Here is a 23,407-nt window from a genome sequence, read left to right as displayed (position 1 = left end):
CTTCGCCCTCCCCCTGAAAGGGGGAGGGCGGGGTGGGGGTCAGCCCCGGGTGCAGGTATGCGTGTGGAGAGAGATGATCCCCACCCGGTTTGCGCCCTGCGCAAACCGACCTCCCCTTTTCAAGGGGAGGTTAGGAGATGAGCTTCATCACCGGCGTCGGGCTGACCTCATTCGGCAAGCATGAAGGCTCGTCCTCGCTTGACCTCATGAGCAAGGCGGCGGAGCTTGCGATCTCGGATGCCGGCGTGAGGCGATCGGAGATCGACGGCATCCTCTGCGGCTACTCCACGGTGTCGCCGCATATCATGCTCGCGACCGTGTTCGCCGAGCATTTCGGCATCCGCCCGTCCTATGCCCATGCCGTGCAGGTCGGCGGCGCCACCGGACTCGCGATGACCATGCTGGCGCATCATCTCGTGGATGCCGGCGTGGCGAAGCATGTGCTCGTGGTCGGTGGCGAGAACCGGCTCACCGGACAGAGCCGCGACGCCTCGATCCAGGCGCTCGCGCAAGTCGGCCATCCCGATTACGAAGTGCCGCTCGGGCCGACGATCCCCGCCTATTACGGCCTCGTTGCCTCCCGCTACATGCACGAATATGGCGTCACGGAAGAAGACCTTGCCGAATTCGCCGTGCTGATGCGCAAGCACGCGCTGACTCATCCCGGCGCGCAATTCCATGAGCCGATCACGGTCGCCGACGTGATGGCATCGAAGCCAGTGGCCAAGCCGCTGAAGCTGCTCGATTGCTGTCCCGTTTCCGACGGCGGCGCGGCGTTCGTGATCAGCCGCGAGCGGACCCGCGATATCGGCGTGCGCATCCGCGGCTGTGCGCAGGCACACACGCATCAGCATGTCACCGCCGCACCGGCTTTAAGCGAACTCGGCGCCGAGATTGCGATCGCCAAGGCCAAGGCGGCATCTGGCGTTGCGATCTCCGATGTGCGTTACGCTGCTGTCTACGACAGCTTCACCATCACGCTTGCTATGCTGCTCGAAGATCTCGGCCTCGCAAAGCGCGGCGAGGCTGCCGCGCGCGTGCGTGCCGGCTACTTCAATCAAGGCGGCGAGATGCCGCTCAACACCCATGGCGGCTTGTTGAGTTACGGCCATTGCGGCGTCGGCGGCGCGATGGCGCATCTGGTCGAGACGCATCTGCAGATGACTGAGCGCGCCGGCAATCGCCAGGTCCGCGATGCCTCGATCGCGCTATTGCATGGCGATGGCGGCGTGCTGTCCTCGCATGTCAGCATGTTCCTGGAGCGGGTGCGATGAGCGGCAAACTTGCAGACTGGACAACGGGTGCGGAAGCAATCGTCTATCAATCCTGCGCCGCTTGCGGCGCTGTGCAATATTTCCGCCGCAGCTTTTGCGCCGTCTGCGGCGCGCCCGATCCGCCGGAGAAGCGCGCCAGCGGGGCAGGGACCGTATACGCGACCGCGCTGGTCTGCCGCGCCGCCACGCCCGAGACGCGCGCGCATGTGCCCTACAAGATCGTGCTGGTCGACACCGCCGAAGGTTTCCGGATGATGGCCCACGGCGAGAACGATCTTGCGATCGGCGACAAGGTGAACGCGCGGTTTGCGCAGTTCGCGGGTCGTGTCGTGCCGTATTTTGAAAAGGTCAGATAATCGCGGTCACCGCCAGTAGAGCACAATGCTGGCGATGACGACCATTGCCGTCACCGCCAGCATTTGCGCAAGCGCTTCCGAGGCCGCCCTCCTGGTGGCTTCCTTCATGCCTATTCCCCCTAGACTTGGGCGTGACTCATCGTGTCGCGGAATCCGCGCAAGCGACGGCCTTTTAGATTTGTACTCTCGGAACACCCCGCGTCGCACATTCGCTCTGATTGAGTCCCCACTCAGCGAACATCGACGGTAGCAGGGTCGGTCAGCATTGCGGCGGCATTTTGACTCGGCTGTGTTGCTCCTGCGTCAAGCGCCAGATAGTGTCTCGAAACTTAACGGAACCAAAGCAAAACGCGACAAAAGAAACGAGAAGGAAACGATGGCTCGTATCGAATACAGCGACCCCGCCAAGGCCAGCGATCGCACCCGCGAAATCCTCGACAAGAACCGCAACGCCAACATCTTCCGCATGATGGCGCATTCGCCTGCATATTTTGAGCAATATTGCAGGCTCGGCGGCGCGATCAGACACAAAGGGGAGCTTGATCCGATCGTGCGCGAGCTTGCGATCACGCGCACCGGAATCCTGTGCGAAGCGCCTTACGAGATCGTCGCGCACAAGCGGATCGGCAAGAACGTCGGCGTCACCGACGAGCAGAACGCGGCGCTGGAGAACTGGCAGTCTGCCACCTGCTTCAACGACGTGCAGCGCGCCGCGCTCGCCTTCACCGATGAGATCGTCAAGCTCAAGAAGCCGACGGACGCCACCTTCAACGCGATCGCCTCCAAGCTCTCGCCAGCCGCGCTCGTCGAACTGCAGCTCTCGGTCGGCTTCTACATCATGACCTCGAAATTCCTCGAAACGTTCGCGATCGACCTGCAGCCGGTCACGGAAGTGGTGGGTTGAGTCATAGCTGCGGCCGCGAACTCCCTTCGCCTCTCCCCGCCTGCGGGGAGAGGGAAGAGGGAGATCGAGAGACCTAAGTCGACGTCAACAGATCCACCTTCGCGTTGGCGACGATCAGGCGGTCGGCGAGCAGTTGCGCGAGGTTGCGCATGATCCGCTCGCCGGCGCGCGGGTGCTGCTTGCGAAACCGCTCGAAGTCGCGCAGCGGGATTTCCCAGGCAGTCGCCGCCTGGTCCGCTAATACGTCGGCAGAGCGGACCGGCTCGATCAGCGCCATCTCGCCGAACGCCATGCCGGCGGTGAGCGTTGCCAGGCGGACGCCGTCGGGCAGGGTGACGTGCACGACGCCGCTCTGCAGGAAGAACAGCGAGCTGGCGGCATCGCCGGCAGCGATGATCTTCTCGCCAGAGCGATAGATGCGCGTTGCGGCGAGCGACGCAAGATCCGTCAATTCTTCCGCGCTCAATCCGGCCAGCAGCGGCTGCTCAGAGAATTCCGTGGTCTCGAAGAAATCGATCGAGCCGCCGTAGCGATAGACGATCTGGTCCTCCGCCCATTCGATCGCGGTGTCGAGCAGATAGAAGTCCCTGATGTTACCGAGCTTGGCCGTCCATTCGCGCAGCGTCTTCCATTCCGTCGACGTGCGTTTGATTCCGGACAGGATCACGGTGACGCCGAGTGCGGCGAGTTCCTCGAAGGCCTCCGCGACCAGCCGCGCGCCGGCGCGGGTGGTGGAGGTGACCCGGTGGAGGTCGAACACGACGAATTGCGGCCGCGGCTCCGAGGCCAGCCGCCGTGACACGTAATCGACGGCGGATAGCGACAGCGTGCCGACCAGCTCGATAATCCGCACTTCCTGGGGATGCGCCGCGAGGATGTCGCGCTCCTGCGGGCGACGGACGCGCCGCGATGGGCTCTTGCCGATATTGTAGTCGGCGATGATGCTGGTGCGCGCATCGTCGCTGCGGTTGAGCATGTGCAGGTCGTAATGCGAGGACAGCGCCTCGCACACCTTGATGCCGCGCACGCTGTTGCCGTGCTTGTCGAGCTTGGGCGAATAGCTGCCGAGCCCGAGCCGGGCGGGGAGTGCGGCGAGGATGCCGCCGCCGACGCCGCTCTTGGCGGGGATGCCGACGCGATAGATCCATTCGCCGGCGAAGTCATACATGCCCGACGACGTCATCACCGAGAGCGCACGCGAAATCGCATAGGGCGTCATCACCTGCTCGCCGGTCACCGGATTGATGCCGCGATTGGCAAGCGTTGCCGCCATGATCGCGATGTCGCGTGCGGTCACCAGGACCGCGCATTGTCGGAAATAGACATCCAGCACGGAAGCGACGTTGTCCTTGATCACGGCATTGGTGCGCAGGAGATAGCCGATCGCCCGGTTGCGGTCGCCGGTCGTGCTTTCGGAAAGATAGACGGCCTCGTCGAGCGCGAGTTCGCGTCCGGCGAAGCGGCCGAGCGCCTGCCGGATGTAGTCGAAGGCAGCCTCGCCCTTGGCCTCATGGATCAGCCCGGTGCAGGCAATGGCGCCGGCATTGACCATCGGATTGAACGGATGGTTTTCCGCGTTCAGCCGGATCGAGTTGAAGGGATCGCCCGACGGTTCGACGCCGATCGCGCTTTCCACGTGCGCCGCCCCCAGCGTGTCCAGCGCCAGCGCGAACACGAAGGGTTTTGACATCGACTGGATGGTGAAGGGCACCTTGGTGTCGCCGACCTCGTAGACATGGCCATCGAGGGTGGCGAGACTGATGCCAAAATGGGCAGGGTCGGCCTTGCCGAGTTCGGGAATGTAATCGGCGACGGCACCGCCGGTCTCGGCGGCGAACTCGTCGTGGCATGACTGCAGGAACCGCAGCAGAGGCGGTCTTGAGCGGGTCCAGGCTGTGGCGCTGGCGGAAGAAGGAGGCGGCTCGGGTTTCATCGCCCCCTTTTGTGCAACGCAATCAGGGAGCGCGCAACTGGTTCGCCATGAGCGGCTGCCGACGGACCAGCAGCAGCGCGATCAGGACCGTCGGCACCAGGATGGCAAGGCCGAGCAGCGTCACCTGCATCTGCGACAACGGCATGATGCCGCCGCCCGGCGTCGCCACCACGAAGCCGCCGATCACGAGCAGCACCCGCAGCGGCCATTCCAGCGGGCCTGCGCGGCTGAGATCGCCGACGAAGGCCTGATAGCCCTGAATGCCGCCGCAGATGAACAGCGTGCCCAAGGCGGCGAGGGCCATCAGACCAAGCCCGGCGAGATAGGGGCTTGGACCCTGCAGCACCAGCGCCGGGTTCAGCACGAAGAAGAACGGGATGAAATAGATGATGCTGCCGACCCACATCGATTCCCACCCGGTTTTCATCGCCGGCGATCCGGCGATGCCGGCCGCCGCGAAGGACGCAATCGCAACCGGCGGCGTGATCGACGACAGCATGCCCCAATAGAAGATGAACATGTGCACCGCCATTCGGTTCAGCCCGAGCTTCTCCAGCGCCGGCGCCACCAGGATTGCGAGGAAGATGTAGCAGGCCGTGGTCGTCAGCCCGAGCCCCAGGATCAGGCTGGTGAAGGCGCACATCGCGAGCAGCAGGAAGGCATTGTCGCCCGCGAGCGTCAGCAGGTCGTTGGCGAGGCTCGAGACCACGCCAGTCATCGAGAATGCGCCGATCAGAAGCCCGCAACCGGCGAGGATGCCGACCAGCTCGACGAAGGTGCGGCCGTTGACCTCGAGGAATTTCGCGATCGTAGCCGGCGTCCAGCGCGTCTCCTTGGAGAAGATCTGGTTCAGCACCAGCAGCAGCGCAGTGGCGTAGAACGGCGCGTGGCTCTCGCGCTTGAAGTAGAGCAGCATCACGATCAGGAGCGCGATGACGAACACGTAATACCAGCCGGACTTGAGGGTATCGAGCACCCGTGGCAGTTCGGCCCGCGGAATGCCCTTCAGGCCGTAGCGCGCGGCATAGGAGTCCACCTGCATGAACAGGCCGATATAGTAGAGCGCGGCGGGAATGATCGCGGCGACCGCGACCTCGGCGTAGCTGATGTTCAGGAATTGCGCGATCACGAAGGCGGTGGCGCCCATCACCGGTGGCGCCAGCACCGCGCCGGTCGAGGCGCAAGCCTCGATTGCGCCGGCATAGGAGGCGCGGAAGCCGCTGCGCTTCATCACCGGGATAGTCATGGTGCCGGCGGTGAGCACGTTGGAAATGATCGAGCCCGACATCATGCCAAGCAGGCCGCTCGCGAAGATGCAGACCTTCGCCGCCCCGCCGCGGAACGTGCCGCACAGCGCAAAGGCGATGTTGATGAAGAACTTTCCGGCACCCGTCATCATCAGCGCGGTGCCGAAGACGAGGAAGCCGATCACGGTATCGGCAAAAGCCTGGATCGGAATCCCGAGCAGGCTCTCGCCCGAAAGCACGTGGTAGGCGGTGGCCTGGTCGAAGGTGAGTTCGGAGCCGCGGAACGGCCCGAGCCATTTGGCTTCGGCAAACAACGGATAGACGGTGAACGGGAACACGCTGAGCAAGAGGCTCCAGCCGCCAGTGCGGCGCAGCGCCTCCATCAGCACCGCCCACATCACGACGCCGGCAACGAGCACGTTGCGCGGCGCGCCATCGGATTCCCAGCCGAACTGCGCGGCCCTGCGAATGTTGAGCATCAGCCAGATCGCGGCTGCGAATGTCAGTACGAACAGGAGAAGATCGTACCAGGGAATCCGGTCGAGCGGCGCCGTGCCCGTTCCCGGAAAGATCAGGAACGTGAACGGCAGCATCAGTGCGATCAGCAGATAGAAATATTCGGTGTTGAGCTGGGTGTAGCCGATCAGGAAGCGCAGCGAGAATTGCTGGTTGATACAGAGCAGGATGGTGGCCGCGGTTGCGACCACCAGCGCCCAGCGCCAGCCGCCGCGCAGGCTGCGCACGCGCGTGACCTCAGCCTCCTGCAGGTTGCTGGTGCCGGCGTGGGGATCTTCAAACTCGATCCTCTTCGGCGGCGCGGCCACGGCGCTATCGAGCGGAGAAGCTGACATCAGGGATACCCACAATGGCGTTGGCTGGAGCATGATCCGGAAAAGTGGACACCGGTTTTCCGAACAAGATCATGCTCAAACAAAGAGCTAGAGCGGGATGACGATTCAAAGAAAAGTCATCACGCTCTAGCAGCGGAAGCGTGCGGCTTTATTCAAAGCCGTTCGGCATGTTGGCCTTGGCAAGCGCTGCCGCGCGCGCCTTCATCCAGCCTTCCAGGAACGCCTTCTCATCCGAGGACGGATTGGATTTGCCATATTCCGCCCAGGCGGCGGTGAGCGCTTCCTGGCGCTTGAACAGCGCGTTGTTGTGGGCCTCCTGCTGGTCGTTCCATTGGCCCGCTTCCTTCAGCGCCTTCACCGCGCCGGCGTGCACCGGCACGACCCAGTTCTTGGTCTGCCTATCAGCGGCAAGCCCGCTCGCGCCCGGAGCGGAATCCTTGTAGGCGTCGTAGTTGACGATCATTGCCTTGGTGATGGCGTAGACTTGGTCCGCTGGCACCGACGCATAGGCGACGAAGATCGGGTAGGGGTAGTTGCCGAGCTCGATCGGCTTTTCCGGCGAAATGCCGGCGCCGCAGGTCGCGCGATGCGGGAAGAAGAATGAGCCGACCTTCTGCACCCGTTCCCATCCGGCCTTGTCGCCTGCCGGAAGCGGCGGCCAGATCAGTCCGCGCGGCGAGGTCTCGGCTTCCTTCGCGGGTCCGGTGATGGTGGTGCCGAAGGCAGCGTCGGTGTCGTTGTTGATCAGGCCCTTCCACATCGCGCCGTAGCTTGCGAATTCGACGGCCTTGACGTCGCCCTGCGTCAGGCCGCCGAAGGCGAGGATGGCGAGCGAGTTCTGGTTCAGCGCGGGTGAGCCGACCACGAAGCCGACGCGCTTGCCCTTGAGATCCTTGATGTCCTTGACGCCGATATCGGCGGCCACGCCGAGCGAGCCGGCGTTGCAGTCGACCGAGGACAACAAGAGTTGCAGCGGCTGCGGTCCCCATTCCTTGGCGCCGAACTCGAACACGCCTTCCTGCGCGAAATAGGTGCCAGACCCCATCGCCGACATCAGGGCGCGCTTGGCGCGCAGCGGCGCCAGCCGCGCCACGTCGTTGCCCGCTGGCAACACGCGGAGATCGGTGCCGTACTTGTCCTTCATCATCTTGCCGACGCCGACTGCGATGTTGAATCCCGCGGTGCCGGTGTCGTAGGCGGTCACGCCCATCGTCGGCGGCAGCTTGATGTCTTCGGCGAGTGAAGGTGCGGACGCAAGTAAGGTGACGCCGAGCGCGAGCAGACGACGGATCATGGTTCCTCCCTGGTGTTTCGCTATGCGAAACTTGTTGTTTGGGAGGATCATTGCATCGCATAGCGATGATGGCAACGGCGCGGCCGGTTGGCCTTCGCCGCTGCTCGCGTCGCATCACCGGACAGATTGTCGCGGATCGAACTTTGATTGTGTGCGCGTCAGGTCTCGACGATGGCGACCGCCTGTCCCTCGGCGATCACGTCGTCGATGTTGACGAGGATCGACTTGACGGTGCCCGCGGCGGTCGACGTCACCGGAATCTCCATCTTCATCGCTTCGACGAGCGCGACCTCGTCGCCGTCGGCGATGCTGGCACCGGCCGCCACTGGTATAGCGCATACACGGCCGGCCACTTCGGTGATGATCTTGATATCTGGCATTCCAGGCTCCCCATCCGTTTCGCGAAACGCATAGCGCTCTGCGAACGGCTTTTGTTGTGGCGGCACATTGCCTGAGGTAGCTTGTTCTGCAAGTGGAATTTTATTCCGTGTGGCGGAATGGAGCCTATAACAAATGGGAAGGCGCTCGGAACGGCTTAGCCGTCAAGGAATGCTCGCCAGCGATCTCGCAGGCGAGGGCGATGTGATCCAGGTCGTGTCGCGCGCGTTTGATGTCCTCCGATGTTTCGAGGGACACGAGGCGCGGCTCGGCAATCTCGAAATATCGAATCGCTGTGGCCTGCCGCGATCGACGGTGTCGCGGCTTACGCACACGCTGACGCGGATGGGACAGCTCGTCTATCTGCCGCGCGATCAGAAATATCGGATAGGTCCGAGCGCGGTGGCGATGAGCACCGCGATGATGAAGGGCCTGCAGCTCCGCAACCTGATCCGTCAGCGTCTGCAGGACGTCGCCGAGCAATTGCCCGGCACTGTCGGCTTCGTCATCCCCGATCGCTTCCAGCTCGTCTATCTCGAATATGCGCGCTCGGCGAATGCGCTCGGGCTGCACGAGGTCACCGGCAGCCGGATCTCGATGACGACCACCGCCGCTGGTCATGCCTATACGGCCGCGCTTGAGCCCGAGGTCGGCGACGCCCTGATCGCGGAGATGGAGCGCGAGATTTCCGAAGGTGCGAAGCTGCTCAAGCCGCGCATCGAAGGCAATCGCCGCCTTTTGCGCGAGCACGGCTATGTCGTCGCCTGCGGCCTCTGGAGTCCGCACATCAACGGCGTCGCGGTGCCGCTGTGGTCGCCGCAATACCAGACCTATGTCGTCGCGACGATCGGCCTCTTGTCGGCGATGTATGACGAGAAGCGGCTGCACAAGGAAGTCGCGCCGCAGATGGTGCAGCTCGGTGCCGCACTCGCAAGCCTGCTCGAAGGCGCCGACAACAGCATCTTCAACAACCGGCTCGAGCGAAAATCCGTTCCGGCAGCCGTGAACAATAACAAAATCATAAAGACGGAGGAGAGGAATGAACTGGAAGCCGGAACTCGACGACCTCGCCCGGCGCGAAGCGTTCGCGCGGGAGATGGGAGGCGTTGAGAAGGTCAAACGACAGCGCGATCAAGGCCGGCTTACCGTTCGTGAGCGCATCGACAAGATTGTCGATCAGAAATCCTTCCACGAGATCGGCGCCATTTCCGGGATCGCCGAATATGACGACAACAACGAGCTCAAGCAGCTGACGCCGGCGAACTGTGTGTTCGGCCGCGCCAAGGTGGACGGCCGGCCTGTGGTCGTGGTCGGCGACGATTTCACCGTGCGCGGCGGCTCGGCCGATGCGTCGATTTCCGCCAAGCCATTGATGGCGGAGGAGATGGCGCATGATTTCCGGCTGCCGATCATCCGCATGATCGAAGGCTCCGGCGGCGGCGGTTCGGTGAAGACGATCGAGACGCGCGGCGCGGCGAACCTGCCCGGCGGCGTCGGCGGCACGCGTTGGTACTGGTACACGACGGCGAACCTCGCGCGCGTACCGGTCGTCGGTCTCGGACTTGGCTCGGTCGCGGGCCTTGGCGCGGCACGCCTTGCGGCCACGCATTATTCGGTGATGACGAAGAGCTCCGCGATGTTCGTCGCCGGCCCGCCGGTGGTGAAACGGCTCGGGCAGGATCTGACCAAGCAGGAGCTTGGCGGCGCCGACATCCAGACCCGCGCCGGCGCGATCGACCAGGCGGTCGATACCGAGGAGGAGGCGTTCGAGTGCGCGAGGCGCTTCCTCTCCTATCTGCCGCAATCGGTGTTCGAGCTGCCGCCGACCGTGCCCTGCACCGACGATCCTGAACGGGTCGAGGAATCGCTGATGAAGGCCGTGCCGCGCAACCGCCGGCAGGTCTACAAGATGCGCCCGATCATCGAGGCCGTGGTCGACAAGGGTTCGTTCTTCGAGGTGAGCGCGAATTTCGGCAAGCCGATCATTGTCGGCCTGGCGCGGCTGGAGGGCAGGGCGGTGTTGTTGCTGGCGAGCGATCCCTTCCACTATGGCGGCTCGTGGACGGCGGAAGCCTGCCAGAAGGTGATCCGCTGGGTCGATTTCGCCGAGACCTTCCATCTGCCCGTGGTCTACCTGATGGACTGCCCCGGCTTCATGATCGGGCTCGAGGCGGAGAAGAGCGCGACCATCCGCCATGGCGTGCGCGCGATGGCGGCGGTCAACCAGAGCACCGTGCCCTGGTGCACGATCATTGTGCGTAACGCGTTCGGTGTCGCCGGCGTGGTGCACCAGCCGGCGAACCGCTTCTCGATGCGCTACGCTTGGCCGTCGGCCTATTGGGGTTCGCTGCCGCTGGAGGGCGGCATCGAGGCCGCCTATCGCGCCGACATCGACGCGGCGCCCGATCCGACGGCGAAGCTGAAGGAGATCGAGGATCGCCTCAACAAGCTGCGCTCGCCATTTCGCTCGGCCGAGAAATTCTGGGTCGAGGAAGTGATCGATCCCCGCAGGACGCGATCCCTGCTCTGCGAGTTCGCGCGTTTGGCGGAGCCGGTCCGCACAGCGGGGCCGCCGAGCAACATGTCGACACGGCCTTAGCCGTCGGCCCCTCCGTCATTGCGAGGAGCGTAAGCGACGAAGCAATCCATCTCTCCACAAGTCGCGGCATGGATTGCTTCGCTCCGCTCGCAATGACGCTTGGAATTACACCTCGTTCTCGCGGTGCACGTCGTGGACGACGATGCCCATGCCGTTGTCGGGCATCTTGATCCAGTCGCGCCGCATCAGCGTGCGCTTGGTGTCCTCGTGCCCGCTCATCCAGTGCTCGCGCATCGAGGTGCCCGAGAATTCGTGATCCTTGGCGTGGCCTTCATAGGCCTTCTGCTGATAGATCAATTGCAGGATCGCGATGCTCGGCAGGGCGCTGTTGGAATCGCGCAGTTCGCGCTCTTCCGCCGACAACTGCTCGTCCGGAATCTTCGACAGCGCCTTGTAGAGGCGGGCGCGGAGATTGTGGGTCTTGCGATACATGTCGGTGTTGTAGCGCGTGCGCGAGGAATACATGATGTCCTTGTGGCGGGCCATCACGTCCTGGATGTCGCGGGGCAGCACGCCGCGGGCCGAGAACAGGTCGACCTGGAACACCAGCGAATTCCGGCTGTCGGACTGGTCGAGCAGATGCTGCAGCGGCGTGTTGGAGACGATGCCGCCATCCCAGAAATGGTCGGTGCCGACCTTCACCATCGGCAGCGCCGGCGGCAACGCGCCGCTCGCCATGATGTGCTCGGGAATGATCTCGTCATGCGCGTTGTCGAAATAGATGAAGTTGCCCGACAGCACGTTCACGGCGCCGACGGCAAAGCGCATCTTCTTGGAATTGATGCGCTCGAAATCGACCAGCTCCAGCAACGACTCGCGCAATGGCGCCGTGTCGTAATAGCTCGTGGCGGTCCTGGCGCCGGCCGCGCTGAGCCATGGGTTGGTGGTGTGGGGTGCGAAGAAGCCGGGCTGGCCCATCACCGTCGTCATGAACGAACTGGTGAAGTTGCGCGCTTTGCGGAAGATGTCGCCGTCCGGCGTATAGTGCCAGATCTTGCGGCTGGTGATGCGGTCCCAGAATGTGTGCAGCCGCTCCAGCCGTCGCTCCGGCGGATTGCCGGCGATGATTGCCGAGTTGATCGCGCCGATCGAGACTCCGCAGATCCAGTCCGGCTCGATACCAACTTCGTGCAGCGCCTGGTAAACGCCGGCCTGGTAGGCGCCGAGCGCACCGCCGCCTTGCAGCACCAGCGCGACACGGTCGCAACGCTCCGGCCGCCAGCCGCGATGGGAGGTTGCAGTTTCTTGTTCGTCGAAATGTGGGCTACGCACATCCATGTCCTGACACTCCCTGCGCGCCAACGATTCCGTGTGCCCGTGACGTGCTGATGACAGCTACGCCGGGTCATGCGGCTGAAGGAAATCCCTCATATCAGTGTCAATGTCCGCCGCTAGCGTTCGGCTGACCAATTGCAAACAGGGGATTTGCGATGCGCCGGGAAGAGCTTTTGAGGCTTCCGTCGATGCCGGCCGCGGGTCCGAGTTATCCCGCAGGACCGTATCGTTTCGTCAATCGCGAATTTCTGGTCATTACCTACGAGACCGATCCCGAGTTGATCCGTGCCGGATTGCCCGAGCCGCTCGAGCCGATTGATCAGCCGATCGTGCATTACGAGTGGATCAAAATGCCTGATAGTTCGGGCTTCGGCAGCTATACCGAGTCCGGTCTGGTGATCCCGGCGCGCTTGCACGGCGAAGAGGTCAATTTTGTTTCGCAGATGTACCTCGACGATGATCCGCCGATTGCGGCGGGCCGGGAGATCTGGGGATTTCCGAAGAAATACGCCCATCCCAAGCTCGAGATCGTCAAGGACACGCTGACCGGCACGCTGGAATATGCCGGCCAGCTCGTCGCCATGGGCACCATGGGCTACAAGCACGAGAGCATGGCGGGCAATGGCGACATCACCCGCGCCACGCTGTCGAAGACGCAGATCAATCTGAAGATGATCCCGGGCGTCGACGGCCGTCTCGAAGTCTGTCAGCTCGTTGCGATCAACCTGACCGATATCAACGTCAAGGGCTCATGGATCGGCCCCGGCCGGTTGCATCTGGTGCCGCATGTCAATGCGCCGGTTGCCGATTTTCCGGTGCGGCGAGTGGTCGGCGCGCATCACTTCCTCGCCGATCTGACGCTGCCGTTTGGCCGCGTCGTGCACGATTACAACAAGGAAGGCGAGCAGGTTGCCGCAACGGGTCTCGCGGCGGAGTAGTCCGCGACATTAAACTGTAACAAAAACGTAATTGTATCGTGTGCTGGCGTGCGTGCGGGGTGGATGCCCCGCACGGGTATTGTGCTGGCTACCGCAGGGGTTAGCGATGTATCGCGTTGAGCTTCGGGCTGGTCATGTCGGCTGAACCGGCGAAAATCGTCAACGTGCCCGCGGACACCATGCCGGCGATCCCGGGCCTGGTGTGGGCATTCCGTCTGCATAGCGACGGCAGCGCTGAATCCCTAGCCATCGATGCGCCGATCGAGTTCAGCCATGATGGCAGGCTCTGGCTGCATTTCAATCTGGCGGATGGTCGCACGCGGCAATGGCTTGCCGACCTGCAGATTCCCGCGCTCGCGCGCGATCTGTTGCTGTCGCACGACAATTTCCAGCAGCTCCACATCATCGACAACTGCGTCTATGGCGTGTTCTCCGATCTCGTGCGCGAGATCGATTCCCCGACGCAGGAAACCGGCTTCCTTCGCTTCGCGATGACCGAGCGCTTCCTGATCAGCGGCCGCCATCAGGCGCTGTGCGCGGTCGATGCCACGCGCCGCGTGCTCGAGGGTGGCCATCGCGTCGCGACGGTGGCGGCGCTGCTCGAGAAGATCATCGACGAGGTCGCCGACACCATGGACCGGATGGCCGACAAGATCGCCACCGAGATCGACGACATTGAGGACCGGGTGGTGTCCGGCGAGACCAAGTCGGACATGCGGGCTGGATTGGGCCGGTTGCGGCGGACTTGTCTGCGGCTGCACCGTCAGCTTGCCGGTCTGCGCGTCCTGTTCCACCGGCTCGAGCAGAAGAACCCCGACAATCTCAGCCCGGCGCTGCGCCTGCATGCGGCGAAGCTCGCACAGCGGCTCGACGGCCTCGACCACGATATCACTGAGCTGCGCGAGCGCAGCCGGCTGCTCGAGGAGGAGCTTCGCTTCAAGCTGGAGGAGGAGAGCAACCGCCATCTGCACGCGCTGTCGGTCGTGACCATGATGCTGCTGCCGCCGACGCTGGTCACTGGCATCTTCGGCATGAACACCAAGGGGCTGCCGCTCACCGACGTCGACAGCGGCTTCCTCTGGGCCGCGGTGCTGATGATCAGCGCCTCCGGCCTTGCCTATCTGATCATGCGTCGCCTGGGCATCGTCAAATAACGGGCTGCGGTATTATTGCATGTACCGAGTGCTCATCCGCGTGGTCAGGGTATTCGCGGCGATCACCGCCGTTGCCCTCGCGTCAGCCGTCCACGCCGGCGATCAGCCCGACAGCAGTAACAACAAGGACCTGCGCGACAAGCTGGCCGACGCTGGCTACCAGTTCACCCTGACCTATATCGGCGAGGGGCTCGCCAACGTTACTGGCGGCATGCGCACCGGCGCGATCTATACCGGGCGCCTCGACCTCGGCACCACCATCGACCTGGAAAAGGTGATGGGCTGGACCGGCGCGACGTTCCACGCCAACATGTTCCAGATCCATGGCGACGGCCTGTCGCGCAGCTATATCGGCAATCTGATGCTGGTCTCGGGCGTCGAGGCGCTGCCTTCCACACGCCTCTATGAGTTCTGGATCGAGCAGCAACTGCTCGACGGCAGGCTCGCCGTCCGCGTCGGCCAGCAGGCCTCCGACATCGAGTTCATCGACAGCCAGTACGACGACATCTTCATCAACTCCGCGCTGGGTTGGCCCGGCATCACCGGGATCAACCTGCCTGGCGGGGGGCCGTCGCCGCCGCTTGCCGTCCCGGGAATCCGTGTGAAGGCGCGGCTCTCCGACAAGATCACCGCCTATCTTGCCCTGTTCGATGGCAGCGCCGCGCCGCCCGACGCGGACGATGCGCAGATCGCCAATGCCAATGGTCTGCTGTTTCGCGTCAACGATCCGCCCTGGTGGATCGGCCAGCTCAAATACAAGTTCGAGATTGGCGAGAGCCGGTTGCCGGCGACCATCACCGGCGGCGGCTGGTATCACATGATGTCGTTTCCCGATCAGCGCTTTTCGGCCGACGGCCTGTCACTCGCCGATCCCAACAGCTCCGGCGATCCACTCTGGCTGCGACGCAACAACGGATTGTTCATGGTCTATGAGCAATTGCTCGCGCGCGCCGCACCCGGGTCGGACAAGGGCATTGCCTTCTTTATGCGGGCCTCGGTGAGCCCGTCCGATCGCAACCTGGTTAACGCCTATGTCGACGGCGGCTTCCTGTTCACCGGTTTCAGCGACGCCTATCCGAACGACCGGTTCGGCGTCGCTGCAACCTACGCCAGGATATCCGACAGCGCCCGCGCCCTCGACCGCGACATCCAGTTCTTCACCGGCACGCCATACCCGATCCGCGACTACGAGGCGATCTTTGAGATCACCTATCAGCATGAGGTCACGCCCAACTTCTCGCTGCAGCCGGTGCTTCAATATATCGCGCATCCCGGTGGCGGCGCGGTCGATCCCTACGATCCCACGCAGACGCATCGCATCAAGGATGGCGTGATGGTCGGCGTGCGCACGATCATCTCGTATTAAGGCATGATAGGGTTGAGTTGTATCCGCGAGGAATGCTGCGCTCCCTCTCCCGCTTGCGGGAGAGGTAAACCAACATCACGCTCTAAGCGGCTGCCGCGGCCGCTTTCAGGGCCGGTCGCTTGATCGCCAGCACGCTCAAGCCTGCGACGATGCAGAGTGCGCCGGCGACGAAGAAGGCGGGCAGGTAGGTCGCTAGCATGGTGCGCGAGAGGCCGGCGCCGAAGGCGGCGATGCCCGCGCCGAGTTGATGGCCCGCAAATATCCAGCCGAAAACCAGGTTGGCGCGCTCGGCGCCGAAGCGCTGCGCGGTGAGACGGACCGTGGGCGGCACCGTTGCGATCCAGTCGAGCCCGTAGAACACTGCAAACAGCGACAGCCCGTAGAACGAGAAGTCGGTGAATGGCAGGAACACCAGCGACAGCCCGCGCAGTCCGTAATACCAGAACAGCAGCCAGCGGTTATCGTAACGGTCCGAGAGCCAGCCTGACGCGATGGTGCCGAAGAAGTCGAAAATGCCCATCGCGGCGAGCAGGCTTGCAGCCTGCACCTGCGGAATACCGAAATCGACACACATCGGGATCAGGTGCACCTGGATCAGACCGTTGGTGCTGGCGCCGCAGATGAAGAAGGTTGCAAACAGGATCCAGAACACCGACGATTTCGAGACATCTCGAAGGGTGCCGAGGGCAGCCAGCATGATCGGTGCCTTGCTCGGCGCCGGAGCGGGCAGCGGCTCGGTGCCGGCATCGCCAAATGGACGCAGCCCGAGATCGCTCGGGCGATCGCGCATCGCGAGCAACACCAGCGCTGCGGAAACGCCCAGCATGACGCAGATCAGTGTGAGTGCGACGCGCCATCCGAAGCGATCGGTAACGCTCGCAAGCAGCGGCAGGAACACCAATTGCCCGGTGGCGACACTCGCGGTCAGCATGCCGATCACGAGGCCTCGCTGCGCCACAAACCAGCGTGTCGCGATGGTGGCGCCCAGCACCAGCGCGGTCATGCCGGTGCCGATTCCGATCACCACACCCCACAGCAGGATCAGCTGCCAGACCTGCGTCATCGCCAGCGATGCGAGCAGGCCGCAGCCGACAATGAGCTGCGCGGTCAGTGTCACGTTGCGCAGGCCGTAGCGGTTCAGCAGCGCCGCCGCGAACGGCGCCATCAGTCCAAACAGGATGAAGCGGATCGAGAGTGCCGACGAAATCTCGGCCGTGCTCCAGCCGAACTCCTTCTGCAGCGGCACGATGAACACCCCGGGCGCGCCGACTGTGCCGGCGGCGATCAGCGACGTGAGGAAGGTGACGCCGACCATCACCCAGCCGTAATGGATATTGCGGCGGCCGAGGGCGGCCGCCAGCCAGTTCGAAATCATGCAGCCTCAGAAAATTCTACGCGAAGGTTAGTCTATCAGGCGATACTGCCCCGAGGGACGTATGACGTAAATGCCATGCTTCCCTCATTTCAGGACATCACGGCGGATTCTTACTTTGACGCGTTTTCTTCACGCGAACCGGTATCCGCTTCGCTCGAAAACGCTCTGTCTACTGCGCGACGCGCTCGACCGCGATCGCGGTGGCCTCGCCGCCGCCGATGCAGAGCGCGGCGACGCCGCGCTTCAGATTCTGCGCTTCCAGTGCGTGCAGCAGCGTCACGATCAGCCGCGCGCCGGTGGCGCCGATCGGGTGGCCGAGCGCGCAGGCGCCGCCATTGATGTTGAGTTTTTCACGGGGGATTCCGAGATCGCGCTGCGCGGCCATCGCCACCACCGCAAACGCCTCATTGATCTCGAACAAATCGACGTCGCCGGCACTCCAGCCGACCTTGTCGAGCAGTTTGCGGATCGCCGGGATCGGCGCCGTGGTGAACCATTGCGGTTCCTGGCTGTGGGTGGCGTGGCCCTTGATCTCGGCCAGCACCGGCAGGCCGTCGCGATCGGCCAGCGAACGTTTGGCGAGGATCAGTGCCGCAGCGCCGTCGGCATTGGCGGAGGAGGCCGCCGGCGTGATGGTGCCGTTGGCGCGGAATGCCGGCTTCAATCCGGGGATCTTGGCGGGATCCACTTTAAGCGGATGCTCGTCATTGGCGATCACGCGCGGGCCGGCTTTTTCCGTGATGGTGATCGGCACGATCTCGGCCTTGAACGCGCCGCCCTCGACGGCGTTGCGCGCCCGCGTCAGCGTCTCCATCGCGTAGGTGTCCTGGTCCTTGCGCGTGAACTGATACGCCTCCGCCGTCGCCTCGCCGAAATCGCCCATCGAACGTCCGGTCTCGTAGGCGTCCTCCAGTCCGTCCATCATCATGTGGTCGATGATGCGATCATGGCCGGCGCGATAGCCGCCGCGCGCCTTGGCAAGCAGGTAGGGCGCGTTGCTCATGCTCTCCATGCCGCCGGATACCACGATCTCGGCCGAACCGGCCTTGATGATGTCGTGGCCGAGCATGGTCGCCTTCATGCCGGAGCCGCATACCTTGTTGACGGTGGTGGCGCCGGTCGCGTCCGGCAGTTTAGCGCCGCGCGCGGCCTGGCGGGCCGGCGCCTGGCCCTGACCGGCCGGCAGCACGTTGCCCATGAACACTTCGTCGACGCGCTCGGGCGCGAGCTTTGCCCGCTCCAGCGCCGCGCCGATCACATGGGAACCGAGCTTGTGCGCGCTGAATGGCGACAATTCGCCCAGGAAACGGCCGAGCGGCGTGCGGGCGGCGGAAAGGATGACGATGGGATCGGAGGCATTGGCCATGGCGGGCTCCCTGATATCGGTGGATTCTTTGTCACATGACGATGATCATATGATGCATTGCAAAAATTGCAACGCCCCGCCCGCATGAGAAATTGTCGCCCGACGCATGAACTGACCGGGGAACTGGTTCATCCGCCCCGCTGTCATCATCCGCCACCGGGTCGGCGCGAAGCGCCGCCCGATGACAGGCTCCGGCGGATGATCCAGTAACCACAGAACGACGTCCGGTGGTTACTGGATGCCCCGCCTTCGCGGGGCATGACGGCGTCTTATGCGGCTAGCGCTTCCGCTCCAGAAATCCCTGCATCAGCCGCTGCGGTTCGCCGGTCAGGAACGATTTTCCGAACACGCCGACGCTCAAATTGACCGACTCCGTCAGTGGCAGTTCCTCCCATTGCCGCAGCAAGTCCTTCTGGATGCGCAGCGCTTCCGGGCCGCATTCGAGCAGCGCCGTCACGGTGTGTTCGACCTCAGCGTCAAGCTCGCCTGCTTTCGCGACCTTGTCGACGAGGCCCCAGGCGAGTGCGGTGGGGGCGTCGATGTTCTCAGCCGTCATCACCAGCCAGCGCGCGCGGCTCCAGCCGATCAGCCGCGGCAGCAGCGCGGCGTGGATCACCGAGGGGATGCCGACACGCACTTCGGGCATGCCGAACTTCGCGTCATGCGCCGCGATCCGGAAATCGCAGGCCGCGGCCACTTCCAGCCCGCCGCCGAGGCACCAGCCCGGCATTCGCGCGATGACTGGCGCCGGAAACCGGCGCACGGCCTCGCCGAGGTCGCGCAGCCGTGTGATGAAGACCTCCGCCGACTTCTGCTCGAGCCTCGCCATCTCCTTGATGTCGGCGCCGCCGATCATGCTCTTCTCGCTCTGGCCGGCCAGGATCACCGCGCGGATATCGCGGTCGCCGGCAAGTTTTTCGAACCCTTCCCGGACGCCATCGGTGACGGCCGAACTCAGGATGTTCAGCGAGCCGGCGTTGCAGACGGTGAGGCGGACCACACCGCGGGAGTCGCGATCGACGCCGCAATGGGGATTGAGCATTTCCATGGGATCATCTCGGGGCAGGGGAACATCCGGCCACTTCCCGGACAATGGCGGCGCTTGTCAAGCCGTCGCAACCGGTGTTGCGATGCGGCAGTGCGTGCAATAGAATGATGATCATCATTTAAAAGGAGTTGCCATGACCTCCTCCGATACTGTCGATCTGCACTCGCCGGCGTCCCGCCGCGAGCGCGTGGTGCATTGGCAGACGCCTCAACCGATCGCGAAGGTTGCTGCCGCGATGTCCGGCATGGAAGCGATGTGCGGGATTCGCGACGGCATCCTGCCGCCGCCACCGTTCGCCAAGCTGATGGGCTTGCGCATGGCGGAAGTCGAGCCTGGCCGAATCGTGATGGAACTTGATCCCGAGGAGAGCCTGGAGAACACGATCGGCCTCTTGCACGGCGCGACCGCCGCGGCGCTGCTCGATACCGCCATGGGTTGCGCGATCACGACCGCGCTCCCCGCCGGCCAGGCCTCTGTCACGCTCGATCTGAAGCTCACATATCTGCGACCGCTCTCAGTGCGTTCAGGCACAATCCGCGCCGAAGGCAAGGTCATCAAGCTTGGCCGCCAGACCAGCTATACCGAAGGTTTCGTCCGCGACGGTGCCGGCAAGCTTGCAGTGCACGCAACCGCGACCTTTTCCATGATCGGGGGCGGTGCGAGTCCGAAATAAATGCAGCTTTTTTCCCGGGCGGATGTTATTATATGACCGGAAACATCCAATGAGACTCCCATGCGTTATTCGAAAGAACACAAGACTGAGACCCACGAGCGGATCGTGAAGCAGGCCTCGGTCAGGCTGCGCGAGCGCGGCGCCCATGGCATCGGCGTCGCCGACCTGATGAAGGAGGTCGGACTGACCCATGGCGGCTTCTACGCCCATTTCGATTCCCGCGAGGCGCTGGTGATCGAGGCGTTCGGCTATGCCATGGACCGCGGCAACGAGCGCTGGCGCAAGCTTGTCGAGGAGACCCCGCCGGAGAAGCGGCTGGCGACCATCGTCGAGGCCTATCTGTCGACGACGCATCGCGACGATCCCGGCCGTGGCTGCGCGGTTCCTTCGCTCGGCGCCGAGATCGCCCGCGAAAGCCCGAAGACCCGCAAGGCCTTCGCCGCCAGGCTGGAGCGGATGATCGACATGATAGCCGATCAGATTCCGGACGTGCCGCCCAAGACCGCGCGCAAGCAGGCGATGGCTGCGCTCGCGACCATGATGGGAACCGTCGTGATGGCCCGCGTCGCCGGCAATGGCGAGTTCTCCGACGATATCCTCGCCGCCGGCCGCGAAGCCGTATTGTCCCGTGCCGCCGCGAAGCCGGCAGCCAAGAAGCCGCGCGCAAAGGCGCACTGACCCGTAGGGTGGGCAAAGCGCAGCGTGCCCACCATCCTACGTTCGGTGCAAGAAAAGGTGGGCACGCTGCGCTTTGCCCAACCTACAAATCGTTGCGCGGCTCGCTTCCATTGAACAGCGCGCGCTCGTCCTCGACCGTCTCGTAGATGTAGTCGGCCACGGCGCGGATGCGGGCGAGGTCCTTGCTGTCGGCATGCATCAACAGCCAGAAGGTGCGTGAGATGCGCACGTCCTCCGGCAGCACAGGGCGCAGTTCCGGATGCGATGTCGCCATGAAATGCGGCAGCACCGCGATGCCGTAGCCGGCGATGGTCGCGTTGAGCTGCGCGATCAGATTGGCGCTACGGAATTTGGCGGAAATCTTGGGCGAGACCTGCGGCAGATAGTCGAGTTCGGGCGTGAACAGGAGTTCCTCGATATAGCCGACGAAGCGATGCGTCGGCAGGTCGATGCGCGCAGTGATCTTCGGCGCGCGGTCGAGATAGGCGGGTGCAGCGTAAAGCCCGAGGCTGTAGTCGAGCAATTTGCGGCCGACGATGCGGCCTTCCTTCGGCATCGACAGGCTGATCGCGATATCGGCCTCGCGCTTCGACAGGCTGAACAATCGCGCCGTCGCCACCAGCTGCAGATCGACATCCGGATACCTATCGGTGAATTTCACCAGACGCGAGGCCAGGAAGTGGCTGCCGAAGCCGTCGGGCGCCCCGATCCGCACCGTGCCGGTCAGATGCGCGCGCGAGCCGCCGACCGCCTCCTGGTTGGCGACGATGGTCGATTCCATTGCCTCCGCGCTGTCGGCGACACGCTGGCCGGCTTCGGTGAGGAGGTAGCCGGTCTTGCGGCGGTCGAACAACTTCGCCGAAAGGTGATGCTCCAGCCGGTCGACACGCCGGATCACTGTGGCATGATCGACACCGAGTTGTTTTGCCGCAGCCGACACCGATCCGCCGCGCACGATGGCGAGCACGAAGCGAAAATCATCCCAGTCGATCGCGCCGCCTTGATCCAGCATTTCCGCACATCTATGGTGCAATTTATCGGACTTGAATCCCATAAAATGCGGGTCAATAGGGTTTGTAAAGCGATCTGGAGCGTTTTCGAGCGAAGTGGATTCCGGTTCGCGTGAAGAAAACGCGTCGAAACTATAGGTGCGGATCAGGCGTCCGGCCGGGACGAAGGGAGGTTCTCATGCGCTCTATCGGACATTTCATCGGTGGCAAGGAGGTCAAGGGCACCTCGGGCCGGACGGCCGACGTTTTCGAGCCGATGACCGGCGATGTGCAGGCCAAGGTGGCGCTCGCCTCGAAGGCCGAGCTGCGCGCCGCGGTCGAGAACGCCAAGGCGGCGCAGCCCGAATGGGCGGCGACCAACCCGCAGCGCCGCGCCCGCGTCATGATGAGGTTCCTGGAACTGGCGCAGCGCGACTATGACAAGCTGGCTGAGATGCTCGCGCGCGAGCACGGCAAGACCGTTCCCGACGCCAAGGGCGACATCCAGCGCGGACTTGAGGTGGTCGAGTTTGCGATCGGCATCCCGCATCTGATGAAGGGCGAATATACCGAAGGCGCCGGCCCCGGCATCGACATCTATTCGCTGCGCCAGCCACTCGGCGTCGTCGCCGGCATCACGCCGTTCAATTTTCCCGCGATGATCCCGATGTGGAAGTTCGCGCCCGCGATCGCCTGCGGCAATGCGTTCATCCTGAAGCCATCCGAGCGCGATCCTGGCGTGCCGATGATGCTGGCGGAATTGATGATCGAGGCTGGGCTGCCACCGGGCATCCTCAATGTCGTCAACGGCGACAAGGAGGCGGTCGACGCCATCCTCGACGATCCCGACATCAAGGCCATCGGCTTCGTCGGCTCCTCGCCGATCGCGCAATACATCTACGAGCGCTCCGCCGCGACCGGCAAGCGCTGCCAGTGCTTCGGCGGCGCCAAGAATCACGCCATCGTGATGCCCGACGCCGACATGGACCAGGCGGTCGACGCACTGATCGGTGCCGGCTACGGCTCGGCCGGCGAGCGCTGCATGGCGGTCTCGGTCGCCGTTCCCGTCGGCAAGACCACCGCCGACCGTCTGATGGAAAAGCTGATCCCGCGCGTGGAGAGCCTGAAGATCGGCACCTCGATCGATCCGTCCGCCGACTACGGCCCGCTGGTGACGCGCGAGGCGGTCGAGAAGGTCAAGGGCTATATCGACATCGGCATCAAGGAAGGCGCGACGCTCGCGGTCGACGGCCGCGGTTTCAAGATGCAGGGCTACGAGAACGGCTTCTATCTCGGCGGCTCGCTGTTCGACAACGTCACCAAGGACATGCGGATCTACAAGGAAGAGATCTTCGGCCCGGTGCTGTCGGTGGTGCGCGCGCACGACTACAAGGAAGCGCTGGCGTTGCCGTCCGACCATGACTACGGCAACGGCGTTGCGATCTTCACCCGCGACGGCGACGCGGCGCGCGATTTCGCTGCCAAGGTGAATGTCGGCATGGTCGGCATCAACGTGCCGATCCCGGTGCCAATCGCCTATTACACCTTCGGCGGCTGGAAGAAGTCGGGCTTCGGCGATCTCAACCAGCACGGTCCAGACTCCGTCCGCTTCTACACCAAGACCAAGACGGTCACCTCGCGCTGGCCATCGGGCGTCAAGGAAGGCGCGGAGTTCTCGATCCCGACGATGAAGTGACCTCGTCAGAGGC

General features: G+C 63.8%; 20 protein-coding genes. 11 read left to right on the top strand and 9 right to left on the bottom strand.

The features are described from left to right. Positions 1-137 precede the first annotated feature (137 nt). The 3 genes from K288_RS0111390 to K288_RS0111375 all read left to right on the top strand — a co-directional run bounded on the left by K288_RS0111390 (position 138) and on the right by K288_RS0111375 (position 2,534). Positions 138-1,274: a thiolase family protein gene (locus K288_RS0111390; protein ID WP_027579667.1), complete on the top strand. Its 1,137-nt coding sequence runs from the start codon at positions 138-140 to the stop codon at positions 1,272-1,274. Beyond that, entirely contained in the window at positions 1,271-1,630 is a 360-nt protein-coding gene (locus K288_RS0111385; protein ID WP_027579666.1) for an OB-fold domain-containing protein, read from the top strand. Before K288_RS0111390 ends, K288_RS0111385 begins: the two co-directional genes overlap by 4 nt. 376 nt (positions 1,631-2,006) lie before the next feature. Beyond that, positions 2,007-2,534, top strand: coding sequence for a carboxymuconolactone decarboxylase family protein (locus K288_RS0111375; protein WP_027579665.1), 528 nt, complete (start codon positions 2,007-2,009; stop codon positions 2,532-2,534). Positions 2,535-2,607: 73 nt separating this feature from the next. Here the strand turns inward: K288_RS0111375 and glsA are convergent, their stop codons facing one another. The 4 genes from glsA to K288_RS0111355 all read right to left on the bottom strand — a co-directional run bounded on the left by glsA (position 2,608) and on the right by K288_RS0111355 (position 8,239). Beyond that, positions 2,608-4,467, bottom strand: coding sequence for a glutaminase A (gene glsA, locus K288_RS0111370; RefSeq protein WP_027579664.1), 1,860 nt, complete (start codon positions 4,465-4,467; stop codon positions 2,608-2,610). 22 nt (positions 4,468-4,489) lie between these two features. After that, positions 4,490-6,565 carry a TRAP transporter permease gene (locus tag K288_RS0111365; protein ID WP_027579663.1) on the bottom strand — a complete coding sequence of 692 codons (2,076 nt, stop codon included), beginning with the start codon at positions 6,563-6,565 and terminating at the stop codon, positions 4,490-4,492. 148 nt (positions 6,566-6,713) lie between these two features. Then, entirely contained in the window at positions 6,714-7,859 is a 1,146-nt protein-coding gene (locus K288_RS0111360; protein ID WP_027579662.1) for a TAXI family TRAP transporter solute-binding subunit, read from the bottom strand. A 158-nt stretch (positions 7,860-8,017) separates the two neighbouring features. Then, positions 8,018-8,239, bottom strand: a complete 222-nt coding sequence (locus K288_RS0111355; RefSeq protein ID WP_027579661.1) for an acetyl-CoA carboxylase biotin carboxyl carrier protein subunit — start codon at positions 8,237-8,239, stop codon at positions 8,018-8,020. Between the two features lie 133 nt (positions 8,240-8,372). On the opposite strand from K288_RS0111355, the gene K288_RS0111350 reads away from it, so the two are divergent. Beyond that, a complete protein-coding gene (locus K288_RS0111350) occupies positions 8,373-9,347 on the top strand; it encodes an IclR family transcriptional regulator (protein WP_027579660.1) in 975 nt (324 codons plus the stop codon). Further along, the gene (locus K288_RS0111345; RefSeq protein ID WP_027579659.1) at positions 9,277-10,836 is read left to right on the top strand and encodes a carboxyl transferase domain-containing protein; all 1,560 of its coding nucleotides are present in this window, start codon (positions 9,277-9,279) and stop codon (positions 10,834-10,836) included. Before K288_RS0111350 ends, K288_RS0111345 begins: the two co-directional genes overlap by 71 nt. Positions 10,837-10,941: 105 nt before the next feature. On the opposite strand, the gene K288_RS0111340 is transcribed toward K288_RS0111345, so the two are convergent. Then, the gene (locus K288_RS0111340; protein WP_027579658.1) at positions 10,942-12,114 is read right to left on the bottom strand and encodes a patatin-like phospholipase family protein; all 1,173 of its coding nucleotides are present in this window, start codon (positions 12,112-12,114) and stop codon (positions 10,942-10,944) included. 152 nt (positions 12,115-12,266) lie between these two features. On the opposite strand from K288_RS0111340, the gene K288_RS0111335 reads away from it, so the two are divergent. From K288_RS0111335 to K288_RS0111325, 3 genes are all read left to right on the top strand, one after another. After that, positions 12,267-13,049 (top strand): acetoacetate decarboxylase, encoded by a 783-nt coding sequence (locus K288_RS0111335; RefSeq protein ID WP_027579657.1) that lies wholly within the window; start codon positions 12,267-12,269, stop codon positions 13,047-13,049. A 134-nt stretch (positions 13,050-13,183) separates the two neighbouring features. Beyond that, positions 13,184-14,203 (top strand): transporter, encoded by a 1,020-nt coding sequence (locus K288_RS0111330; RefSeq protein WP_027579656.1) that lies wholly within the window; start codon positions 13,184-13,186, stop codon positions 14,201-14,203. A gap of 19 nt (positions 14,204-14,222) precedes the next feature. After that, the gene (locus K288_RS0111325; protein ID WP_043159634.1) at positions 14,223-15,569 is read left to right on the top strand and encodes a carbohydrate porin; all 1,347 of its coding nucleotides are present in this window, start codon (positions 14,223-14,225) and stop codon (positions 15,567-15,569) included. Positions 15,570-15,651: 82 nt separating this feature from the next. Here K288_RS0111325 and K288_RS0111320 read toward each other — a convergent pair whose 3' ends face one another. The 3 genes from K288_RS0111320 to K288_RS0111310 all read right to left on the bottom strand — a co-directional run bounded on the left by K288_RS0111320 (position 15,652) and on the right by K288_RS0111310 (position 19,358). Beyond that, positions 15,652-16,944 (bottom strand): MFS transporter, encoded by a 1,293-nt coding sequence (locus K288_RS0111320; RefSeq protein WP_027579654.1) that lies wholly within the window; start codon positions 16,942-16,944, stop codon positions 15,652-15,654. Positions 16,945-17,113: 169 nt separating this feature from the next. Next, positions 17,114-18,310 (bottom strand): acetyl-CoA C-acyltransferase, encoded by a 1,197-nt coding sequence (locus K288_RS0111315; RefSeq protein ID WP_027579653.1) that lies wholly within the window; start codon positions 18,308-18,310, stop codon positions 17,114-17,116. 277 nt (positions 18,311-18,587) lie between these two features. Continuing rightward, positions 18,588-19,358 carry an enoyl-CoA hydratase gene (locus K288_RS0111310; protein ID WP_027579652.1) on the bottom strand — a complete coding sequence of 257 codons (771 nt, stop codon included), beginning with the start codon at positions 19,356-19,358 and terminating at the stop codon, positions 18,588-18,590. 133 nt (positions 19,359-19,491) lie between these two features. Between K288_RS0111310 and K288_RS0111305 the strand changes: the two genes are divergently transcribed. Beyond that, entirely contained in the window at positions 19,492-20,031 is a 540-nt protein-coding gene (locus K288_RS0111305) for a PaaI family thioesterase (RefSeq protein WP_027579651.1), read from the top strand. A gap of 60 nt (positions 20,032-20,091) precedes the next feature. Next, the gene (locus tag K288_RS0111300) at positions 20,092-20,709 is read left to right on the top strand and encodes a TetR/AcrR family transcriptional regulator (RefSeq protein ID WP_027579650.1); all 618 of its coding nucleotides are present in this window, start codon (positions 20,092-20,094) and stop codon (positions 20,707-20,709) included. Between the two features lie 82 nt (positions 20,710-20,791). Here the strand turns inward: K288_RS0111300 and K288_RS0111295 are convergent, their stop codons facing one another. After that, on the bottom strand, positions 20,792-21,721 hold the full coding sequence (locus K288_RS0111295) for a LysR family transcriptional regulator (RefSeq protein WP_027579649.1): 930 nt from the start codon (positions 21,719-21,721) through the stop codon (positions 20,792-20,794). Between the two features lie 176 nt (positions 21,722-21,897). Here K288_RS0111295 and K288_RS0111290 point away from each other — a divergent pair, with 176 nt between their 5' ends. After that, the gene (locus K288_RS0111290) at positions 21,898-23,394 is read left to right on the top strand and encodes a CoA-acylating methylmalonate-semialdehyde dehydrogenase (protein WP_027579648.1); all 1,497 of its coding nucleotides are present in this window, start codon (positions 21,898-21,900) and stop codon (positions 23,392-23,394) included. The last annotated feature ends 13 nt before the right edge of the window (positions 23,395-23,407 follow it).

The organism is Bradyrhizobium sp. Ai1a-2, from assembly GCF_000426245.1.
In the GTDB taxonomy this organism is placed as follows: domain Bacteria; phylum Pseudomonadota; class Alphaproteobacteria; order Rhizobiales; family Xanthobacteraceae; genus Bradyrhizobium.
This window is presented reverse-complemented; position numbering and strand designations above follow the sequence as displayed.